This window comes from Acinetobacter lwoffii (assembly GCF_022967985.1).
Lineage (GTDB): Bacteria > Pseudomonadota > Gammaproteobacteria > Pseudomonadales > Moraxellaceae > Acinetobacter.
This window is the reverse complement of record NZ_JALJVC010000002.1, coordinates 237,933-255,988: the sequence shown is the minus strand read 5'-3', so window position 1 is coordinate 255,988 and position 18,056 is coordinate 237,933. Positions and strand designations below refer to the sequence as shown.

The window sequence follows — 18,056 nt, the reverse complement described above, 5'->3', positions numbered from 1 at the left end:
GAAAACTGCATCCTATTTTGATCCACACTCAGGCAGTGAAATTCAAAGATCTGCAAAGACATATTTCCTATTTCTTTGAAACAGACTATAGAATTTTGCCTATTCTTGAATTATCAGCTTCGGAGTTTCAACGGGCAACATCAATCAGTTCAACTACAACTCAACATTAGCAAAAGTAGCTTGAACATTATTGTGAACGAGATTGAATAAATCTCGATACCTCCTGCTTCAGAATAAATCACCGGTCAAGCTTGATTTCTCGATCAAGAAGCCTTACTTCTAGAACTAACACTGAAAATTAATTTGGCAGACCGACATGACTTTAGAAAAGGCAACTTTGCCTGTTCCGCAATTTGATCAGATTACGCTGGCTGAGCTAAAACAAAAAATTGAAAGCTGTATCGCTGAAGGGCAAAAGTTCCTGAATGACCTTACCGAAACGCCTACTTCACTACAGGAGCAGCTAACCACACTGGAACATGTCGACACACTTGAAAACAATATGAGTGAGTCTTGGGGCATCCTGTCACATTTAAATGCCGTGATGAACAATGCCGAAACCCGTGATGTCTACCAAGCACTTTTACCGGGTCTTAGCGAATATTATACGCAACTGGGTCAACATACGGCGCTGTATCAGACCTATCAGCATATTTATGATGCGTCGATTTATAATGAACTACCGGCAGCACAGCGAAGCGCCATTAAATTAGCCTTACGTGATTTCAAACTGTCTGGGGTGGCTTTGGAAGGTGAAGCGAAAAAACGTTATGCGGAAATTTCTGCGCGTCTGTCCCAATTATCTTCCGACTTCTCCAACCATGTGCTGGATGCGACTCAAGCCTATTTCAGACCGCTGAATGAAGATGAGTTAGCCGGTCTATCTTCAAGTAATATTGAGCTGTTAAAACAATATGGTCAGCAACGCGAGCTGGATCAACCAGTGGCTACGCTGGATTTCCCGTCTTATCTGGCGATCATGACCCATTCAGAAAATCGTCCTCTGCGTGAAGAACTGTATAAAGCCTATACCACGCGTGCGTCAGATCAGGCTGAACAGAGCGAGTTTGACAATACTGCATTGATCGAAGAAATCCTCAGTCTGCGTCTGGAAATGGCAAAACTGCTTGGCTTTAATAATTATGCGGAATTGTCCTTAGCCAGCAAAATGGCACCAAGTGTAGAGGCAGTAGATGAATTCTTGCATGAACTGGCAGAACATGCCCGCGCACCGGCAGAGCAAGAAATTGCTGAACTGAAAGCGATTGCTGCTGAAGATGGCATCCGTGATCTGCAACCTTGGGACAGCGGCTATTATTCTGAAAAGCTGAAAATGCAGCAATTTAACCTGTCACAGGAAGCGCTGAAACCTTACTTTCCTGCACCGAAAATCCTGCAAGGTCTGTTCAGTATTGTGAATCGTCTGTATGGCATTCAGGTGATTGAACGTGAAGCGCCTGTATGGCATCCGGATGCACGTTATTTTGAACTGGAAGATCAGGGTCAGGTGATTGGCGGTTTCTATTTTGACCTGTATGCACGCCAGGGCAAACGTGGCGGTGCCTGGATGAGCGGTTTCCGTTCCCGTATGCAGACCAGTGATGGCCTGCAAAAACCGATTTGCTATATGGTCGGTAACTTTACTCCACCTGTCGGCAATCGCCCTGCACTGCTGACCCATGATGAAGTCATCACCTTGTTCCATGAATTTGGTCATGGCCTGCATCATATGCTGACAGAAGTAGACAATATTGCCGTGGCAGGTACCCATGGCGTGGCGTGGGATGCGGTCGAGCTGCCAAGCCAATTTATGGAATTCTGGGCTTGGGATCAGGAAAGTCTGGATCTGCTCAGCGAGCACATAGAAACCCAAGAATCTTTGCCGGCTGAACTGCTGAAAGCCCTGCTGGATGCACGTTTCTTCCAGTCTGGCATGCAAACCCTGCGTCAGCTTGAATTTGCCCTGTTTGACCTGAGTATTCACCGAGCCAATCCGGCTTTAAATGCAGCACAGGTTCAGGCTACTTTGAATGAGATCCGTGAAAAATATGCGGTTCTACCGACCACCGACTATAACCGTTTCCAGCACAGCTTCAGTCATATTTTTGCCGGTGGTTATGCAGCGGGATATTATTCCTATAAATGGGCCGAAGTTTTGGCCAGTGATGCCTTCGACCGCTTTGAAGATGAAGGTATTTTTAATACCACTACCGGAAAGCAGTTTCGGGAAAATATCCTCGCAGTTGGCGGAAAAGACACAGCACTTGACGCATTTATCAATTTCCGCGGACGCGAGCCAAAAATAGATGCATTGCTGCGTCATCAAGGTTGGACGAACCCCTCTAAAAACGCTTAAACTAGCTTTTTAAGTTGATCACAAGGTGAGTATGATGACCATTAAACGTCGTTTCATTGCAGGCGCAAAATGTCCAAAATGTCAGGCGTTAGATCGCGTCGTCATGCTGACCTCTGGTGAAGATGAATGGATCGAATGTATTGAATGTGGTTATGAAGAAAATCGTCCCACACATGTTGATCAACCAGAAACACCAGCTGTTCCAGATGAAGTTGGCGTGATTCAGTTTAAACCTCGTTCAGTAAAATAAAAATCAAGGTTCAAGCTATGTCAGTAGAACAAAGAAATAACCCCAAACTTTTAATGGGGATTATGGGGGCTTTAGTTACTGTCGTTGCATTGGTATTGCTATATCAGTGGTTGAATGCCTCTTCCGGTGAAGCGGAACGCATACATCAGGAAGATATCGCGGCTGTTCCGGCAGCAAAACCTGCGGCGAAAACTGAAGAAGATACGGCGGCAGCGAAAGCACCTGAGACGATCGAAGCTAAAGCACTGGTATCAAATCAGCTGTTAGATGCACCAGTGCCGGAGAATGCCAGTTTGGCCAAAGAAGAAGTGGCTAAATTAGATGACATCCAAGTTCAGCTCAATGAACAAAAAGCCACACTGGATGCGCAGCATAGCGATGCCGACCAGTTGATTCAACTGAAAGAGGAACAGATCAAGTTACTTGAAGCACAACTTGCTCAAAGCCAGTAAATCTCGACAGCATTTCAGCTAGAATATCGTCAGATCTTCTAGCTCAGTTGTTTTCATGTCCGCCCCAGCCGCTCCGCATTTGCTTAAAGCCATTCTGTTACTGACCTGCTCTGCTTTTCTCTTTTCAGTCATGGGCGTGTGTATCCGTTATGCCTCGGCAACAGTTGATAATGCCACCGTGGTCTTCTTTCGCAATTTTGTTGGGCTTTTTATTTTCCTGCCTTTCATTTTCAATAAAGGCATTGGTTTTTTCAAAACTGAAAAGCTGTGTATGCACACCTGGCGTGCAGTGGTCGGCCTGACTGCCATGTACGGCTTTTTCTATGCCATCGCACATTTAAAACTCTCCAATGCCATGGTCTTCACCTATTCTTCCCCGATTTTTATTCCACTAATTGCCTGGCTATTTCTCAAGGAAAAAATTACCTCAAGCATGTTAGCCGCAGCTCTGATTGGTTTCGTCGGGGTACTCTGTGTTGCCAAACCGGATTCGGGTCTAATTAACCTGATGTCGGTCATTGGTTTGAGTGCGAGTTTTCTGGCGGCGATGGCCTTTGTCACGGTTCGGGCACTGACTAAAACCGAGTCTCCGGAAAAAATCGTATTTTATTTCTGCTTTATTGGCACCCTGATTTCAGTGATTCCGATGTTCTGGCTATGGCGACCTTATACCCTGACAGAACTCAGCTATCTGATTACTGCCGGCATCCTGGCCAATTTCAGCCAACTATTTATGTCAAATGCCTACAAGCTGGCTCCGGCAGGACAGATTGGACCGGTCAACTATGTGGCGATTTTCTTTGCCGGCATGTGGGGCTTTCTGTTCTGGCAGGAAGTTCCAGACCTTTATAGCCTGATTGGGCTGGGGCTGATTTTCTGTGCGATTCTACTGTGTAGTCCGATCCTGCAAAAGCGCTTGAATTCATCGAAGATCTGATCAAAGAATTCAAATTAAATACAATAAAAAAGCACCCGTAGGTGCTTTTTTATTGCTTTTCTCTTATTGATACCAGCCGAACAGCTTAAAGATATAAGGCACATAGGCAATGATCAGCATCGCAGGCAGCAATACTATCACCGGCAAAATCCAGCGTTCATAACGGTAGTAGAAAGACAAGTGTCGTACTTCTGCATCCGCCTCGGCCACTTCGGCATCGCCAATCGACTGTCTGGCCAGCAGATGATTCAGCGCAACCGGTGGCGTCACATAACCCAGCTCAAAACCAATCAGGGTAATCATCCAGAAATGTACTGGATGAATGCCGTATTGATAGGCCACTGGAGCCACGGTCGCCGAGATCAGAATCACCGCGCCAAATGGATCCATGATCATCCCTACAAAAATCATCAAGCCGACAATCAGGGAAATCACCAGAATGGTACTGCTGATGTCGGTCGGGAAGGCTTCCATAATTTCCATACGTTCCAGCAAGCCACCCACACTCACCGAAAGTGCCATCAGGATGACCAAGGCACCAATATGCCCCACGGTCTCACTGGTCGAAATATGCATAGACTTCCAGAAACCGACCTTACGTAAAATTTCAGTCGCTTTTGAACGCTGCACAGCATGATCAACAGCCAGCTCTTTGCCTGGTTGTTCGCTATGTTCAGCTTCACGATATTCTGCATTGGCCGCGGCACCGGCTGTCGCCAGTTCAGGTGTCGATCTTGAGTTTAAAGTTGCGGTCAAAGTTTCATCCCAATGCCCCACTGCAGGCAACGGCGCAGGTTCATGGCGCAATTTGTCGAACAAGACAATCATCAGCAGAATGACTGGCATCATCACCGGTGCGGTAAATTCATTCAAGTCAGTCGACAAAGCATATTTATAGAATAACCAGATCAGAATAAAAATCACGATATAAGGAATAATCGCAATGAAGGCACGACCGGATTGAGGAGCAGCTATAGTGGGTGCAGCAATGCGGAATTTATTTTCTGCAAAGAACAGGGAAATTACTAGGAATAAAGTTGAACTGAGCAGGAAGACATAAATCCCGTAGTGATAGAGCAAGTCGGTGGTCACTTCTTTATTAAGTGATGCCACCACGACAATCAGCAAGCAAGGACGTAAAACGACGCCCAGTGAACCGGACATTGCAGTGGCGGCCAGTGCAAACTGACGGCGCCCCCCCGCATTCCAGACTTCCTTATAAATAATCGCACCTGCGGCAATCACGAAAATCCCTGATGCTCCGGTATAGGCGGTCGGTAATGCAGCTGCCAGCAAGATTAACCAGGTTAGGGTTTCAGGTGCCAGATTCCATGGACGCAGAATATTCAGGAACATGTCCACGACACGGGTCTGTTTCAGCAACATACCGGCCCAGATAAACAAGGCCAGATTCAGGAAGATACTAGAAAACTCCACCAATTGACCGAGGTAAATCCCCTGTCCCATTGGATAGTCCATAAAGAAGGTGAAATTTATTCCGGTGGTAATGGCCATATAGGCATATAGCGGTACACTCAAAAAGGCCAGACAAAAACTGCCGCCCTCACGCGTTGGTTTTGGCTGTTTGATCACCTGATACAAGCTGATCAGGGTGAGTGTGCTGAACAGAATCATCCACAGCCAGTAGATGTACTTCATTTCCCCCATCGGCACGCCCGAGTTCAATACGGACTGATATTGGCTATAGGATGAAAATGCCAGGAAAGCATTAGCGACCAGCATGGCGACCGAATAAACTTTAAAGTCGATACGCGTGCTCGGACTACGTAAGCCAATATGATGGGTTTTTAGGGTGGCACTGATCGCAGCAAAAACCACCATAATGACCAGAAGCAAAGCCCGGTTTTCCGTACCAAACTTGAAGATTCCAAAGAAAGAGGTTTCAAAGGTCCGATAAGCCCGAATACTTGGATGAGCTTGTACATGCTGAATGGCTTTATCATAAAACAGGTAGGATTCTTCACAGACCTGCTGTGCCTGTAATACCGCAGCACGCACATCCGCTTCCGAACGTACCCCAAAGAAGTCGGCATATTCATCAGCCGCATCGGCTTTCATCTGCTGCTGAACGCGTTGATCGACATTAATATTGCGTTCACATTGTGGACGCGTCGGCTCAGCCCTTAAAAATGAATATTGCATTCCGGTTGCCGGATCGCCGTAAATACGCTCGCCCATACGCAGCAACTGACCGTGAATCATTTCCCCGGTGCCAATAATCAAAGTGAGCAAAAGTAAAACCAGCACGACGAAGGTCGAGATCCACTCTGTCCATATATAACGCAACAGACCTAATCCTGATCTGTTTTGATCATTATTTTGCATGTGTATTCCTATTTTTATTTTAGCGGCCTGATGCTTGGTCTAGGACGCTGATCTTCCCTTCTGCCTAGAAAATTCCTTTTCAAAGGTCAGGATCTTTATTCTATGTTTTGACTTTGCATGAAAATTGGCACAATAAAAATGACAATTTATATTTTCTTTTTGTATTTTCTGCCAAGTAAATTATTTATCTCTGCACTTTAATTATCCCGAAAATAATTGCTCACAATATAGATCAGCGCCAGAATCACGCCCCAAATCACCCCAAGTAAATGCGCCTCAACCAAAACCGGACTACCGATCAGCTGCGCCGTTCCGACATTGCCAATGGTGTTTTCCCAGACCAGTTTGGCAAAAATCAAAAATAATACCAGCGCCGCAAAGCCGCGTTCCCGCTTATACAGCAAATGTACACCGGCTACGGCGATATAGGCACCATGCAGCACGCCCGACAGGCCAGCATAGGCTTCAATATTGGGTAAGAAAAAATAAAAGCTTAAACTGATCAACGGTGGCAAGATCAGCAAAATGGCACAGAAATGCCAGACGGTAGCGCGTGGAAAAATGAAAGGTAAACAGATAAAGGCGAGAATGTTTAGAAAGTAATGAATCCAGCTCACATGTACCCAGTGCGCTGTCCAGAGTCGCCAGAATTCACCCAGCAGACTCTCTTGCCAGTAGATAAAATGATCCTGAAAAATTTGCAGACATGCAGAGAGAGAGACAAAAGCCGCTAGAAAAATAATTTTTCGTCGAAAATGTTGATCTAGCATCGGCCTGTTGTCCTCCCTGACCATCTAATTTGACTTCATCCCTGAAGCTTCATGCATAGTATCTGCATTACAGATCCGCACTGAACAGATCATCGAGCTCGGAAGAACTGTCGGATTCATCCCAGAAACGTTGCATGCCATCATCGCCACTACGTATACCAGTATTTTCTGTCCAGTAACGATCTGATATGCCACTGACCATAATCGCGGCCATGCTGTCAATCAGCTTGAATTGCGGATTTACCGGTTTTTCCTCCGTACGGGCCTGAGCAAAGGTTTTCAAGGCATCCCGAACTTTGGCATCATCGCCACTGGCCTGAGCCGCTACGGCATACAAGGCATGAGATAAACGTACACCTTTTTGCTCACCAATTTGTGTAGATTGTTTTAATGTTTGGTAAGGGTCAGGCTTGCCTTCCCCTGCGCCCGGCAATAAGGTCCAGATCACTGCACGGGTCGCATTCGGAGCACCCCAGAATTTCGCGTTATCCAGACACACCATGCCACGCTCAACCACGGCAGCAATATCTTTCGGTACATGCACTGCACCACCCGAGTTAATATCATTGGTCATGGCCTGCAAACCACTGAGCATACCCAGCAGGTAAACTGTTTGCTCGATATCACTGTTCATGCGCGGGCATTCTTCACCCAGGGCTTTTTGATATTTCTTTTCATAACGGCTCTGGAACAGTTGATAACCGGTATATTGACGCTGTGCCGCCAGTGCCGCCCAGCGCTTCTGCTCGATTCGGGCATCCTGGGCTTCTGCCACCTGATTGGTTTTTGAAGCGCGTAAATAGCGTAACTCCGCTTCCAGCGCTTTTTGCTCGGCACAAATACCGGCAGCCGAATACATCAGCACGGCTACCCGGGTCGGATCCGCCCCCATTTCTTTGGTCGCCATAATGGCCGGCGTTAAAGAATTCCCTGAATTACACACCATTTCAGCATCATCCATCGCTAAAATCGGCGGGACAATATGGTTTTCGGTGAAACCCAGTGCAACATTGGCACCGGTTTTAATGACCTGAGAACACCCCGTCAAAACTGTTGTTGTTATTGCAATGGTCGCCATACCTTGGCATATTTTACGGACGCCTGACATTTTCCTGTCCTCTATAATTGTGATTATGTCCATCTTTCTGCTAAAGATATCAGAAGCATTTTGTGAATAAAAGAGTATTTACTCTAATTTAGACGAGGCACTTTGCCATTAAATGGCCGCGCTGCAATTGACTGTATTTAGGAGAATCCCAAATTTTGGGCAAAAAAAAGTAGCATTGCGACGGTTCAGCACATGCTACTTATTAACTGTACAAGCAGAAAAATGATAAAACCCTGCTTGATTAAGATGAAAATTTATCCTTCAACACTGTCCCGAGTCGTCCGATCACCAGCGTTAAAACAATCGCTACGATCAGAAACATCCATACTGGAAATTCCATTAAGGTCTCCCGTAGTTGCTGTTGGTGAGTTAAATGTACAGGCTAAAAATAAAACATAGGGAATAAATTGTCAGACAATTTCTCTAAGTCATGGATTAACCTTGATTTCTGTCTGACAATAAAAATAGGAATTTGGTCTAAATATTTGTTTTATGAGCATTTTAATTAAATCATTAAAATGCGTTTGTTTTACAACTAAATTAATTTAGTCAATAATTTTAAGGATTTCCATTGTTTGAAGGGCAATTGATCACACCAGATCAATAAAGGTCGCGCCTTGGCATGCTGAAAATACACCACAATATACGCCTGATGATCAATTACGTGACTAATACATACCCGACGGGTCGGTCGTGCTTTGGTAGTCAATGACCATTCACGTCCATCCAGATATTCAAACTGCTCAATCTTTGGTGTCTTGCGGTAAAATAGCTGATAAATTACCAAGCCTATGACAGCACACACTGCCCAAAGTGCAATCGGTAATAACTGATACAACAGATACATCAGCAGTGCAAAAATAAAAAGCTGAAACGCCAATGCACACAGACTGCGTTTCAGCTTGAAGCAACGATTATCCATGAACGTAAAATTTAAGCTTCTTGATAAAATCTTTCAGTTCAGGACGCGGCGGCTCAGACACTTCCATAAACCAGTCCAGCAAATCCGGGTCTTCCTGCTCAACCAGCTCTGCAAACATCTGTTTTTCGAAAGGCTTAGCATTCAGGTAATGGTTTTTTACGTAGGGATCAAAATATACATCCAGTTCTTTTAGACCACGACGCGCACGATAAATCACTTTACGCTCTTCTAAGCTGATGTCATCAGTCATCGAATTTCCCCAACTCGTTATAAACCCGAATAGTTTACCTGAAGCGCTGGCTGAATTTCGAGGGATTTCATAGAAATGACCAAAAGCATCAGCAGATTTAAGTCATTTGAACATTCCGCTCATTGCTGCTGATCTTGGCATGGCCTAAGTTAAACCCAACAGATCAAAATAAGGAATAACAAGATGCAATCTGCAGCCATTCGTCCACTTGCTCCAATGCTGCCGCGCCAACTCTTTAGTACCGAACATGAGGCTTTTCGCGAGACGGTACGTAAATTTTATGAGAAAGAAGTCATTCCACATACCGAGCGTTACGAAAGTCAGCAACATGTGGATCGAGAGCTGTGGAATAAAGCCGGTGAGCTTGGATTGCTCTGCGCTACCATGCCTGAAGAATATGGCGGCTCTGACGTAGACCGGCTGTATAGCATGATTTTGATTGAGGAACAGGCTTATGCTGGAGACTCAGCGACCGGATTTTCATTGCATTCGGATATCGTCGCCAATTATCTGCTGAATTTTGGTAATGAAGCTCAAAAACAACAATGGTTACCGAAAATGGCGTCTGGAGAGGTCGTCACCGCGATTGCCATGACCGAACCGGGAACTGGCTCTGACCTGCAAGCAGTGCGTACCTCGGCAGTACTCGATGGCGATGACTATGTGATTAATGGTTCCAAAATCTTTATTACCAATGGCTATCTCTGTGACATGGCGATTGTGGTCTGTAAAACCGGCAATAATGACAAAGGTTCAGCCAATCTTTCATTGATTATGGTCGAAGCAGAGCGTGCCGGATTTAGTAAAGGCAAGCCGCTGAATAAAATTGGCATGAAAGGTCAGGATACCTGCGAACTGTTCTTTGACAATATTCGGGTACCCACAGAAAACCTGCTCGGTCTGGAAGGCATGGGCTTTATGATGCTGATGAAAGAACTGGCTTGGGAACGCCTGATTGTGGCGATTATCTGTCAGGCAGGCGCTGAAGCCGCTTTTGCCCATACAGTGAAATATACCAAGGAACGTCAGGCATTTGGCAAGAGCATCAGCCATTTTCAAAATACCCGTTTTAAACTGGCAGAACTACGTACCGAGATCGATGTGTGCCGCACTTATCTGGATCGCTGTATGCAGCTGCAACTCAATCACGAACTAGGCGTAGATGCCGCTGCTGCGGCCAAATACAAGATTTCAGAAATGTACAGCAAAGTCGTTGATGAATGTCTGCAATTGCATGGCGGCTATGGTTATATGCTGGAATATCCAATTGCCCGTGCCTATATCGACAACCGTGCCAATCGGATTTATGCGGGTACCAATGAAATCATGAAAGAACTCATCGCCCGTTCACTTTAAAATGGATTCATAAAAAAGGAGTCTCTTAGGACTCCTTTTTCTGTATGCAAAAATATAACTTTAAGAAACCAGACGCGGTTTATGCTTTAAAGCATTGCTGTTTTTTCTAAATTTCAGCACGCCATCTTCAAACGAAGCCTGTTTGAGCTCCTTACGGTCTGCCAGATAATTATTGCTGACTTTCCACGGTGCATGTTTGCCCTGCTTTGGCATCACGTCTGCAGCACGGGCAATATAACCCGAACTGAGACTGCCCATGACGGTATCCTGAAGCAATTCACTCTGATCTCCCTGAGCAATCACCTGCGCATAACCTTGCTGATCCATATAATTCAACAGACGGCAAATATACTCAGCTGCAATGTCGACTTTAAGTGTCCAGGAGGCATTAATATAGCCAATAATCAGCGCCATATTCGGTATATCACTGACCATGATGCCTCTATACAGCATATGCTGTGAGGTATCGATAGGCTGACCATCCATCGTCGCCAGAATCCCGCCGAGAATTTGGATATTCAGGCCAGTGGCAGAGACGATAATATCAGCCTCCAGATGTTGACCGGATTTCAGCTGAATTCCCGTTTCGGTAAAGATTTCTATCTGATCCGTTGCAACCGATGCCTGCCCTTCACGTAAAATTTTAAACAGATCCCCATCCGGCACCACACACAGACGCTGATCCCAAGGTTCATAATTCGGGGTAAAGTGCTTCATGTCCACTTTACCTTTTAGCTGAAGTTGCACCGATTTAAGCAAAAGCGATTTTAATAATTTTGGCTGTTTCTGTGCCAAAGCATAAATCCCGCGCTGCATGCCGATATTACGCGCACGTGTCAGCTTGTAAGCGACCTCCTCGGGCAGATATTTACGCATTTTTGAATAAATAAAATCGACCGAGGGTACAGAAGCAATATAAGTTGGGGAACGTTGCAACATGGTGACATGCCCTGCTCCACCTTTCACCATCGCAGGAACCAAGGTAATCGCGGTCGCACCACTGCCAATGATGACCACTTTTTTGCCTTTATAGTTTAAATTTTCCGGCCAATGTTGCGGATGAATAAATTCACCTTTGAATGCATCTTGATTTGGAAACTCCGGCTGAAAACCCTGATCATAATTATAATAACCGGTACAACCCAGTACAAAGTTGGCGATCCAGATCTGCTTCTTACCGTGTGCATCCTCGATCTCTACTGACCATTTGCAGGTTGTAGAATCATAATTGGCACTTAAGACCCGATGCTGAAAATGGATTTTCGGCTGTAGCTTAAACTCATCCACCACTTCAGTCAGATAATTTTTGATGGATGCGCCATCGGCAAGCACGCTTTCTTTCTTCCAGGGTTTAAAATTAAAACCAAAAGTCGACATATCCGAATCAGAACGGATTCCCGGATATTTAAACAGGTCCCAAGTTCCGCCAATACTTTCGCGGCGTTCAATAATCTCAAAAGAGCGTTGTGGACAATGTTTAGAAAGATGCGCTGCCAGACCAATCCCCGAGATCCCCGCACCCACGATTAAAATATCTACCTGCTTTTCCATCTTGTTCTTTTACCTAAGCGATGCTATCTGTTTTTATTAAATCACAAAACTGACAATACACAATGTCAAGTTTATTAAAAAGGCGTTATTTTTTTATCTTTTGAGGCCAGATCAGTTATCTGAAACTGAATCACTTTAAATTAAAATATACAGGCATTAAAAAAGGCCGGTTTATTCAACCGACCTTTTCGAACAACTTGCGTTATTCTTCACGAAATTAGTTAACTTCGCGATCTACTAGCTCAACGTAAGCCATCGGTGCAGCATCACCTGCACGGAAGCCCGCTTTAAGAACACGTAGATAACCGCCGTTACGCTCTTTGTAACGAGGGCCAAGAACGGTAAATAATTTACCAACAGTTGCTGCTGAACGAGTACGAGCAAACGCCAAACGACGGTTTGCTACTGTATCGTTTTTAGCTAAAGTGATTAAAGGCTCAGCTACACGACGTAACTCTTTTGCTTTAGGCACAGTTGTTTTGATCAACTCGTGCTCGAACAAAGAGTTAGCCATGTTTTGGAACATCGCTTTACGATGACTGCTTGTACGGCCTAATTTCACACCACTATTACGATGACGCATGGTGATAGTCCTACTTAATTAACGGCTACGATAGGCGAAACGATCGTCCATACGGAGACTAGCCGGTGGCCAGTTCTCTAAACGCATGCCGAGTTGTAAGCCTTTAGAAGCCAGAACATCTTTGATCTCAGTAAGCGATTTTTTACCCAAGTTAGGAGTTTTAAGCAACTCAACTTCGGTACGCTGTACAAGATCACCAATGTAGTAAATGTTTTCTGCTTTCAAACAGTTAGCAGAACGAACAGTTAGCTCTAGATCATCTACTGGGCGAAGCAAGATTGGGTCAACTTCTTCACGAGGCTCTTGAGCAACAGGTGCTTGATCTTTCTGAAGGTCAACGAAGATCGCAATTTGTTGCTGCAAAATAGTTGCAGCTTTGCGGATCGCTTCTTCAGGATCTACAGTACCGTTAGTTTCAAGATCAATGATCAGTTTATCAAGGTCAGTACGTTGTTCTACACGCGCGTTTTCCACGGTATATGAAACACGTTTGATTGGGCTGTAAGACGCATCTAACTGCAAGCGACCCACTGGGCGAGTTTCACCTTCTGGGAAGCGTGAATCAGAAGTCTCGTAGCCACGACCTTGAGCCACTTTCAGACGCATTTTCAATGAGCCTGAGGCACTTAAAGTACCGATCAAATGTTCAGGGTTAACCACTTCAACATTATGAGGTAAACGAAGGTCAGCCGCAGTTACGTCGCCTGCACCTTGTTTCTCTAATGTTAAATAAGCTTCATTTTGATCGAACAGCTTAATCGACAATCCTTTTAGGTTCAGCAAGAGCTCGACGATGTCCTGCTGCAAGCCTTCCAAAGTACTGTACTCGTGCTCGACCCCTTCAATCTCAACTTCTACCACAGCTGCGCCAGGTAGAGAAGAAAGAAGGATGCGACGTAAAGCATTACCAAGAGTATGACCAAAGCCACGCTCTAATGGTTCTAGAATAACTTTTGCCGAGGTCCCGCTTGCCGCTTCGACCTTGATCGCTTGCGGAGTTAGAAACTCATTTGCAGTACGCGTCATATTGCTTCCTCAAGGATTATTTAGAATACAATTCTACAATCAAGCTTTCGTTGATTTCAGCAGGTAAATCAGAACGATCCGGTGCAGCTTTGAACGTACCTTCTAATTTAGAATGGTCAATTTCCATCCAAGAAGGCATGCCACGTTGAGTAGCTAATTCAATTGCGTTTTTGATACGTAATTGTTGCTTAGCGCCTTCGTGAACTGCGATCACATCACCCGCTTTAACTTGGATAGACGCAATGTTAACACGACGGCCATTCAAAGTGATGCTACGGTGAGATACTAACTGACGAGCTTCTGCACGAGTAGAACCGAAACCCATACGATAAACAACGTTATCAAGACGGCTTTCAAGTAGCTTCAACAGGTTTTCACCAGTTGCGCCTTTAACACGAGCAGCTTCTTTATAGTAGTTACTAAATTGACGCTCTAAAACACCGTACATGCGACGTACTTTTTGTTTTTCACGTAATTGTAGTGAGTACTCAGATTGTTTACCACCACGAGCCCCGCCGTGTTGGCCAGGAACTTTCGCATGTTTTTTTGTCTTAACATCAAACGGTTTAACGCCTGATTTAAGTTGCAGGTCTGTCCCTTCGCGACGAGAGAGTTTGCATTTTGGACCAATATAACGAGCCATGAATGTTTCTCCTTACACGCGACGTTTTTTAGGTGGACGGCAACCGTTGTGCGGGATTGGCGTCACATCGGTAATGCTGTTAATTTTATAACCCACTGCACCTAAAGCACGAACCGCAGATTCACGACCAGGACCAGGACCTTTTACAAGGACGTCCAAGTTTTTCAAACCGTAGTCTAAAGCAGCTTTACCAGCAACTTCAGCAGCTACCTGAGCAGCGAACGGAGTTGATTTACGTGATCCACGGAAGCCTTGTCCACCTGAAGTGGCCCAAGCCAGTGCATTACCTTGACGATCGGTAATAGTCACAATGGTGTTATTAAAAGAAGCGTGAATGTGTGCGACACCTTCAGAGACGGTACGAGTGACCTTCTTGCGTGCGCGAGTATCTTTAGCCATCTTTTAGCTTCCAGAAATCTTATTTCTTAATAGGTTTGCGCGGACCTTTACGGGTACGAGCGTTAGTTTTGGTGCGTTGACCGCGGACAGGCAAGCTGCGACGATGACGAAGACCGCGGTAGCAGCCTAAATCCATTAAACGTTTAATGTTCATGGAAATTTCGCGACGTAAATCACCTTCGGTCGGAACCTTAGCAACTTCTGCACGAATCGCATCAAGCTGAGCGTCATCTAATTCACGGATCTTAGTAGTTGGAGCAATACCAGCAGCAGCTAAGATAGCTTTTGAAGTATGGCGACCAATACCAAAGATATACGTTAGAGAGATAACAGCGTGCTTGTTATCCGGAATGTTTACACCGGCAATACGAGCCATTCAATTTTCTCCAAAAAGGCAGTAGATAATCAACCGCCCCACAAAAATCTTGAGGGGCGGATAATAACCTAATTCGCCTACAGAAATCAACAGGTCTTAATCAGATTAACCTTGACGCTGCTTATGACGAGGTTCTGCGCTACAAATTACGCGGATAACCCCATTACGACGGATAACTTTACAGCTACCACAAATTTTCTTAACAGAAGCTTGTACTTTCATGATGAAACCTCAAGTGCGCTTATCCCTTAGGATGAGCAGTCGTTTTTCTCATTAACGTTTGATTATCGTATTGGTGCGAAGTAAGGTGTGATTGCAGCTGAGCCATAAAGTCCATCACTACTACCACAACAATCAGCAAAGAGGTACCACCCAAATAGAATGGAATACCAAATGAACTTTGCAATACCATCGGCATCAAACAAATGACGGTGATGTAAATCGCGCCAATAAACGTCAAACGATTGAGAATATGATCTAAGTAACGAGCAGTTTGCTCACCTGGACGTATACCAGGCACGTAAGCTCCGCTGCGTTTCAAGTTCTCTGACACTTCTTTAGGACTAAATACCAGTGCTGTATAGAAGTAACAGAAAAAGATAATTAACGCACCAAAGAGCACCAAATACAACGGCTGACCAGGCGACAATACCAATGCTACATCTTGCAGGCTACGCTTAATAAATCCAGCATTTGGATCTGCACTACCCACCCACTGACCTAAGCTCGCAGGGAACAAAAGTAATGAGCTGGCAAAAATTGCCGGAATCACACCCGCCATATTAATTTTTAATGGCAAATGTGTCTGCTGTGCAGTAAATACACGACGACCTTGTTGTTTTTGAGCATAGTTTACCGGAATACGACGCTGCGCTTTCTCAATAAACACGATCGCTGCCAAAACACCCAGAGATAACAAACCAAAAATTACCAAGCCAATCAGGCTGGTCTGGCCATTATCTACAGAGGAGAAAGATTGCATAATCAGATTAGGCAATCCGGCAACAATACCCGCGAAGATGATCATGGAAATACCATTTCCCACCCCACGCTCGGTAATCTGTTCACCCAACCACATCAAGAACATGGTCCCCGCAACCAGTGAGGTTACTGCAGGAACATAAAAAGCCAAACCAGTATTCAGGGTAATCCCCTGACTGATCAGGCCTGCACACATACCTATAGCCTGTACCAGCGCTAAGAATAATGTACCTTGTCGTGTGTATTGATTAATTTTACGTTTGCCTTGCTCGCCTTCTTTCTTTAAAGCTTCCAGCGAAGGAACCACAGTTGACATCAACTGCACGATAATCGACGCAGAGATGTATGGCATGATCCCGAGAGCAAGAATAGACATTCGTTCTAATGCACCACCAGAGAACATGTTAAACAAACCAAGGATGGTACCTTGGTTTGCATTAAACAAGTTTTCTAACGCAGCATTATTGATGCCTGGTACTGGAATATGCGCTCCTAGTCGAAACACCAACAACGCACCAATGAGAAACATCATTCGACGAATAATTTCACGGTATTTCACATGAAATGGTTGGCCTTTCATCATGTTGACATGACCTGAAGAACTAGGAGTCATAGACACTGGGGATTACTCCTCGACTTTGCCGCCAGCAGCTTCAACAGCAGCTTTAGCGCCTTTAGTCAATGCAACACCTTGAACAGTGAATGCACGAGTAATTTCACCAGAAAGTACGATACGAGCACGGATCATGTCTTTACGTACAACGTTCGCAGCTTTTAAAGTTTCAAGAGACACGATGTCGCCTTCAACTTTAGCAAGCTCAGATAAACGTACTTCAGCAGTTTTCAAAGCTAATTGGCTAGTGAAGCCGAATTTAGGCAAACGACGATAAAGTGCTGTTTGACCGCCTTCGAAACCTGGACGAGTACCACCGCTCTTACGTGAGTTTTGACCTTTGACACCACGGCCACCGGTCTTACCAACGCCAGAACCGATACCACGGCCTAAACGAAGGTTGTCACGTTTAGCACCTTCTGCAGGTGCAATTGTATTTAAACGCAGAGTCATGGCTTATTCCTCTACACTAACCATATAGTAGACTTGGTTGATCATACCACGGTTAGAAGGTGTGTCTAACACTTCTACAGTATGACCAATACGACGCAGACCTAAACCTTGCAGGCTAAGCTTGTGATTTTTCAAGCGGTGCGATGCAGATTTAGTCTGGGTAACTTTAATCGTTTTCATGATTGATTACCCTTGAATTTGTTCTACTGAAAGACCACGTTTCGCAGCAACCTTTTCAGGAGTAGTCATATCACGCAAACCATTGAAAGTTGCGTTTACTACGTTAGCAGCGTTAGTAGAACCACGGCATTTAGTCAACACGTTACGTACGCCTACAGCTTCTAGAACTGCACGCATAGCGCCACCAGCAATTACACCTGTACCTTCAGAGGCAGGCTGCATGAATACGCGGCTAGCGCCGTGACGTGCATGAATTGGGTGCTGTAACGTACCATCAACAAGGTCAACAGTAATCATATTGCGACGAGCAGCTTCAAGTGCTTTAGAGATAGCAGCTGGAACTTCACGTGCTTTACCACGACCAAAACCTACGCGACCATTACCATCACCCACAACAGTTAATGCTGTGAAAGAGAAGATACGACCACCCTTAACAACTTTGGCTACACGATCAACGGCAACCAGCTTTTCAACAAGACCTTCGTTTTGTTCAACTTTAGCCAT

At 45.0% G+C, this 18,056-nt stretch carries 21 protein-coding genes; 5 read left to right on the top strand and 16 right to left on the bottom strand.

The features are described 5' to 3' along the window. Nucleotides 1-301 precede the first annotated feature (301 nt). From MWG72_RS02715 to MWG72_RS02700, 4 genes are read left to right on the top strand one after another with little or no spacing between them, the layout of a single operon-like run. Nucleotides 302-2,356 carry a M3 family metallopeptidase gene (locus MWG72_RS02715; RefSeq protein WP_247143186.1) on the top strand — a complete coding sequence of 685 codons (2,055 nt, stop codon included), beginning with the start codon at nucleotides 302-304 and terminating at the stop codon, nucleotides 2,354-2,356. A 40-nt stretch (nucleotides 2,357-2,396) separates the two neighbouring features. Beyond that, nucleotides 2,397-2,606 carry a YheV family putative zinc ribbon protein gene (locus MWG72_RS02710; protein WP_171054337.1) on the top strand — a complete coding sequence of 70 codons (210 nt, stop codon included), beginning with the start codon at nucleotides 2,397-2,399 and terminating at the stop codon, nucleotides 2,604-2,606. A gap of 17 nt (nucleotides 2,607-2,623) precedes the next feature. After that, entirely contained in the window at nucleotides 2,624-3,058 is a 435-nt protein-coding gene (locus MWG72_RS02705; RefSeq protein WP_005101172.1) for a restriction endonuclease subunit S domain-containing protein, read from the top strand. 55 nt (nucleotides 3,059-3,113) lie between these two features. Continuing rightward, a complete protein-coding gene (locus MWG72_RS02700) occupies nucleotides 3,114-3,995 on the top strand; it encodes a DMT family transporter (protein WP_213686829.1) in 882 nt (293 codons plus the stop codon). 63 nt (nucleotides 3,996-4,058) lie between these two features. Here MWG72_RS02700 and MWG72_RS02695 read toward each other — a convergent pair whose 3' ends face one another. The 5 genes from MWG72_RS02695 to MWG72_RS02675 all read right to left on the bottom strand — a co-directional run bounded on the left by MWG72_RS02695 (nucleotide 4,059) and on the right by MWG72_RS02675 (nucleotide 9,391). Then, nucleotides 4,059-6,341: a TRAP transporter large permease subunit gene (locus MWG72_RS02695; RefSeq protein WP_247143169.1), complete on the bottom strand. Its 2,283-nt coding sequence runs from the start codon at nucleotides 6,339-6,341 to the stop codon at nucleotides 4,059-4,061. 197 nt (nucleotides 6,342-6,538) lie between these two features. After that, nucleotides 6,539-7,111, bottom strand: a complete 573-nt coding sequence (gene rrtA, locus MWG72_RS02690; RefSeq protein WP_247143168.1) for a rhombosortase — start codon at nucleotides 7,109-7,111, stop codon at nucleotides 6,539-6,541. A gap of 67 nt (nucleotides 7,112-7,178) precedes the next feature. Then, complete coding sequence (locus MWG72_RS02685) at nucleotides 7,179-8,219, bottom strand: hypothetical protein (protein WP_004732263.1); 1,041 nt, start codon at nucleotides 8,217-8,219, stop codon at nucleotides 7,179-7,181. A gap of 535 nt (nucleotides 8,220-8,754) precedes the next feature. Next, nucleotides 8,755-9,141, bottom strand: a complete 387-nt coding sequence (locus MWG72_RS02680; protein ID WP_247143167.1) for a hypothetical protein — start codon at nucleotides 9,139-9,141, stop codon at nucleotides 8,755-8,757. Continuing rightward, nucleotides 9,134-9,391 carry an FAD assembly factor SdhE gene (locus MWG72_RS02675; protein ID WP_044113188.1) on the bottom strand — a complete coding sequence of 86 codons (258 nt, stop codon included), beginning with the start codon at nucleotides 9,389-9,391 and terminating at the stop codon, nucleotides 9,134-9,136. The genes MWG72_RS02680 and MWG72_RS02675 overlap by 8 nt, the downstream gene beginning before the upstream one ends. Nucleotides 9,392-9,574: 183 nt before the next feature. Here MWG72_RS02675 and MWG72_RS02670 point away from each other — a divergent pair, with 183 nt between their 5' ends. Then, complete coding sequence (locus MWG72_RS02670; RefSeq protein ID WP_247143166.1) at nucleotides 9,575-10,747, top strand: acyl-CoA dehydrogenase family protein; 1,173 nt, start codon at nucleotides 9,575-9,577, stop codon at nucleotides 10,745-10,747. 60 nt (nucleotides 10,748-10,807) lie between these two features. Here MWG72_RS02670 and MWG72_RS02665 read toward each other — a convergent pair whose 3' ends face one another. The 11 genes from MWG72_RS02665 to rpsE all read right to left on the bottom strand — a co-directional run bounded on the left by MWG72_RS02665 (nucleotide 10,808) and on the right by rpsE (nucleotide 18,056). After that, entirely contained in the window at nucleotides 10,808-12,298 is a 1,491-nt protein-coding gene (locus MWG72_RS02665) for a flavin-containing monooxygenase (RefSeq protein ID WP_247143165.1), read from the bottom strand. A 217-nt stretch (nucleotides 12,299-12,515) separates the two neighbouring features. Further along, entirely contained in the window at nucleotides 12,516-12,881 is a 366-nt protein-coding gene (gene rplQ / locus MWG72_RS02660; RefSeq protein ID WP_004281488.1) for a 50S ribosomal protein L17, read from the bottom strand. 18 nt (nucleotides 12,882-12,899) lie between these two features. Then, a complete protein-coding gene (locus tag MWG72_RS02655; protein ID WP_004281489.1) occupies nucleotides 12,900-13,907 on the bottom strand; it encodes a DNA-directed RNA polymerase subunit alpha in 1,008 nt (335 codons plus the stop codon). A gap of 16 nt (nucleotides 13,908-13,923) precedes the next feature. Further along, nucleotides 13,924-14,550, bottom strand: a complete 627-nt coding sequence (gene rpsD / locus MWG72_RS02650) for a 30S ribosomal protein S4 (protein ID WP_004281490.1) — start codon at nucleotides 14,548-14,550, stop codon at nucleotides 13,924-13,926. Nucleotides 14,551-14,562: 12 nt separating this feature from the next. Next, nucleotides 14,563-14,949, bottom strand: coding sequence for a 30S ribosomal protein S11 (rpsK, locus tag MWG72_RS02645; RefSeq protein WP_004281491.1), 387 nt, complete (start codon nucleotides 14,947-14,949; stop codon nucleotides 14,563-14,565). 19 nt (nucleotides 14,950-14,968) lie between these two features. After that, complete coding sequence (gene rpsM, locus MWG72_RS02640) at nucleotides 14,969-15,325, bottom strand: 30S ribosomal protein S13 (protein ID WP_004281492.1); 357 nt, start codon at nucleotides 15,323-15,325, stop codon at nucleotides 14,969-14,971. Nucleotides 15,326-15,430: 105 nt separating this feature from the next. Next, a complete protein-coding gene (gene rpmJ, locus MWG72_RS02635; RefSeq protein WP_000867907.1) occupies nucleotides 15,431-15,547 on the bottom strand; it encodes a 50S ribosomal protein L36 in 117 nt (38 codons plus the stop codon). A 19-nt stretch (nucleotides 15,548-15,566) separates the two neighbouring features. Next, nucleotides 15,567-16,886, bottom strand: coding sequence for a preprotein translocase subunit SecY (gene secY, locus MWG72_RS02630; protein WP_180037316.1), 1,320 nt, complete (start codon nucleotides 16,884-16,886; stop codon nucleotides 15,567-15,569). A 45-nt stretch (nucleotides 16,887-16,931) separates the two neighbouring features. Beyond that, nucleotides 16,932-17,372 carry a 50S ribosomal protein L15 gene (gene rplO / locus MWG72_RS02625; RefSeq protein WP_004281494.1) on the bottom strand — a complete coding sequence of 147 codons (441 nt, stop codon included), beginning with the start codon at nucleotides 17,370-17,372 and terminating at the stop codon, nucleotides 16,932-16,934. A 3-nt stretch (nucleotides 17,373-17,375) separates the two neighbouring features. Continuing rightward, nucleotides 17,376-17,552 (bottom strand): 50S ribosomal protein L30, encoded by a 177-nt coding sequence (gene rpmD, locus MWG72_RS02620; protein WP_004281495.1) that lies wholly within the window; start codon nucleotides 17,550-17,552, stop codon nucleotides 17,376-17,378. 6 nt (nucleotides 17,553-17,558) lie between these two features. Continuing rightward, nucleotides 17,559-18,056 carry a 30S ribosomal protein S5 gene (rpsE, locus tag MWG72_RS02615; protein WP_004281496.1) on the bottom strand — a complete coding sequence of 166 codons (498 nt, stop codon included), beginning with the start codon at nucleotides 18,054-18,056 and terminating at the stop codon, nucleotides 17,559-17,561.

Excerpts from the sequence above, each read along its gene's own strand:
- MWG72_RS02705 (WP_005101172.1), top strand. The coding sequence starts at position 2,624 with ATGTCAGTAGAACAAAGAAATAACCCCAAACTTTTAATGGGGATTATG.
- MWG72_RS02700 (WP_213686829.1), top strand. The coding sequence starts at position 3,114 with ATGTCCGCCCCAGCCGCTCCGCATTTGCTTAAAGCCATTCTGTTACTG.
- MWG72_RS02695 (WP_247143169.1), bottom strand. The coding sequence starts at position 6,341 with ATGCAAAATAATGATCAAAACAGATCAGGATTAGGTCTGTTGCGTTAT.
- rrtA (WP_247143168.1), bottom strand. The coding sequence starts at position 7,111 with ATGCTAGATCAACATTTTCGACGAAAAATTATTTTTCTAGCGGCTTTT.
- MWG72_RS02685 (WP_004732263.1), bottom strand. The coding sequence starts at position 8,219 with ATGTCAGGCGTCCGTAAAATATGCCAAGGTATGGCGACCATTGCAATA.
- MWG72_RS02680 (WP_247143167.1), bottom strand. The coding sequence starts at position 9,141 with ATGGATAATCGTTGCTTCAAGCTGAAACGCAGTCTGTGTGCATTGGCG.
- MWG72_RS02675 (WP_044113188.1), bottom strand. The coding sequence starts at position 9,391 with ATGACTGATGACATCAGCTTAGAAGAGCGTAAAGTGATTTATCGTGCG.
- MWG72_RS02670 (WP_247143166.1), top strand. The coding sequence starts at position 9,575 with ATGCAATCTGCAGCCATTCGTCCACTTGCTCCAATGCTGCCGCGCCAA.
- MWG72_RS02665 (WP_247143165.1), bottom strand. The coding sequence starts at position 12,298 with ATGGAAAAGCAGGTAGATATTTTAATCGTGGGTGCGGGGATCTCGGGG.
- rplQ (WP_004281488.1), bottom strand. The coding sequence starts at position 12,881 with ATGCGTCATCGTAATAGTGGTGTGAAATTAGGCCGTACAAGCAGTCAT.
- MWG72_RS02655 (WP_004281489.1), bottom strand. The coding sequence starts at position 13,907 with ATGACGCGTACTGCAAATGAGTTTCTAACTCCGCAAGCGATCAAGGTC.
- rpsD (WP_004281490.1), bottom strand. The coding sequence starts at position 14,550 with ATGGCTCGTTATATTGGTCCAAAATGCAAACTCTCTCGTCGCGAAGGG.
- rpsK (WP_004281491.1), bottom strand. The coding sequence starts at position 14,949 with ATGGCTAAAGATACTCGCGCACGCAAGAAGGTCACTCGTACCGTCTCT.
- rpsM (WP_004281492.1), bottom strand. The coding sequence starts at position 15,325 with ATGGCTCGTATTGCCGGTGTAAACATTCCGGATAACAAGCACGCTGTT.
- rpmJ (WP_000867907.1), bottom strand. The coding sequence starts at position 15,547 with ATGAAAGTACAAGCTTCTGTTAAGAAAATTTGTGGTAGCTGTAAAGTT.
- secY (WP_180037316.1), bottom strand. The coding sequence starts at position 16,886 with ATGAAAGGCCAACCATTTCATGTGAAATACCGTGAAATTATTCGTCGA.
- rplO (WP_004281494.1), bottom strand. The coding sequence starts at position 17,372 with ATGACTCTGCGTTTAAATACAATTGCACCTGCAGAAGGTGCTAAACGT.
- rpmD (WP_004281495.1), bottom strand. The coding sequence starts at position 17,552 with ATGAAAACGATTAAAGTTACCCAGACTAAATCTGCATCGCACCGCTTG.
- rpsE (WP_004281496.1), bottom strand. The coding sequence starts at position 18,056 with ATGGCTAAAGTTGAACAAAACGAAGGTCTTGTTGAAAAGCTGGTTGCC.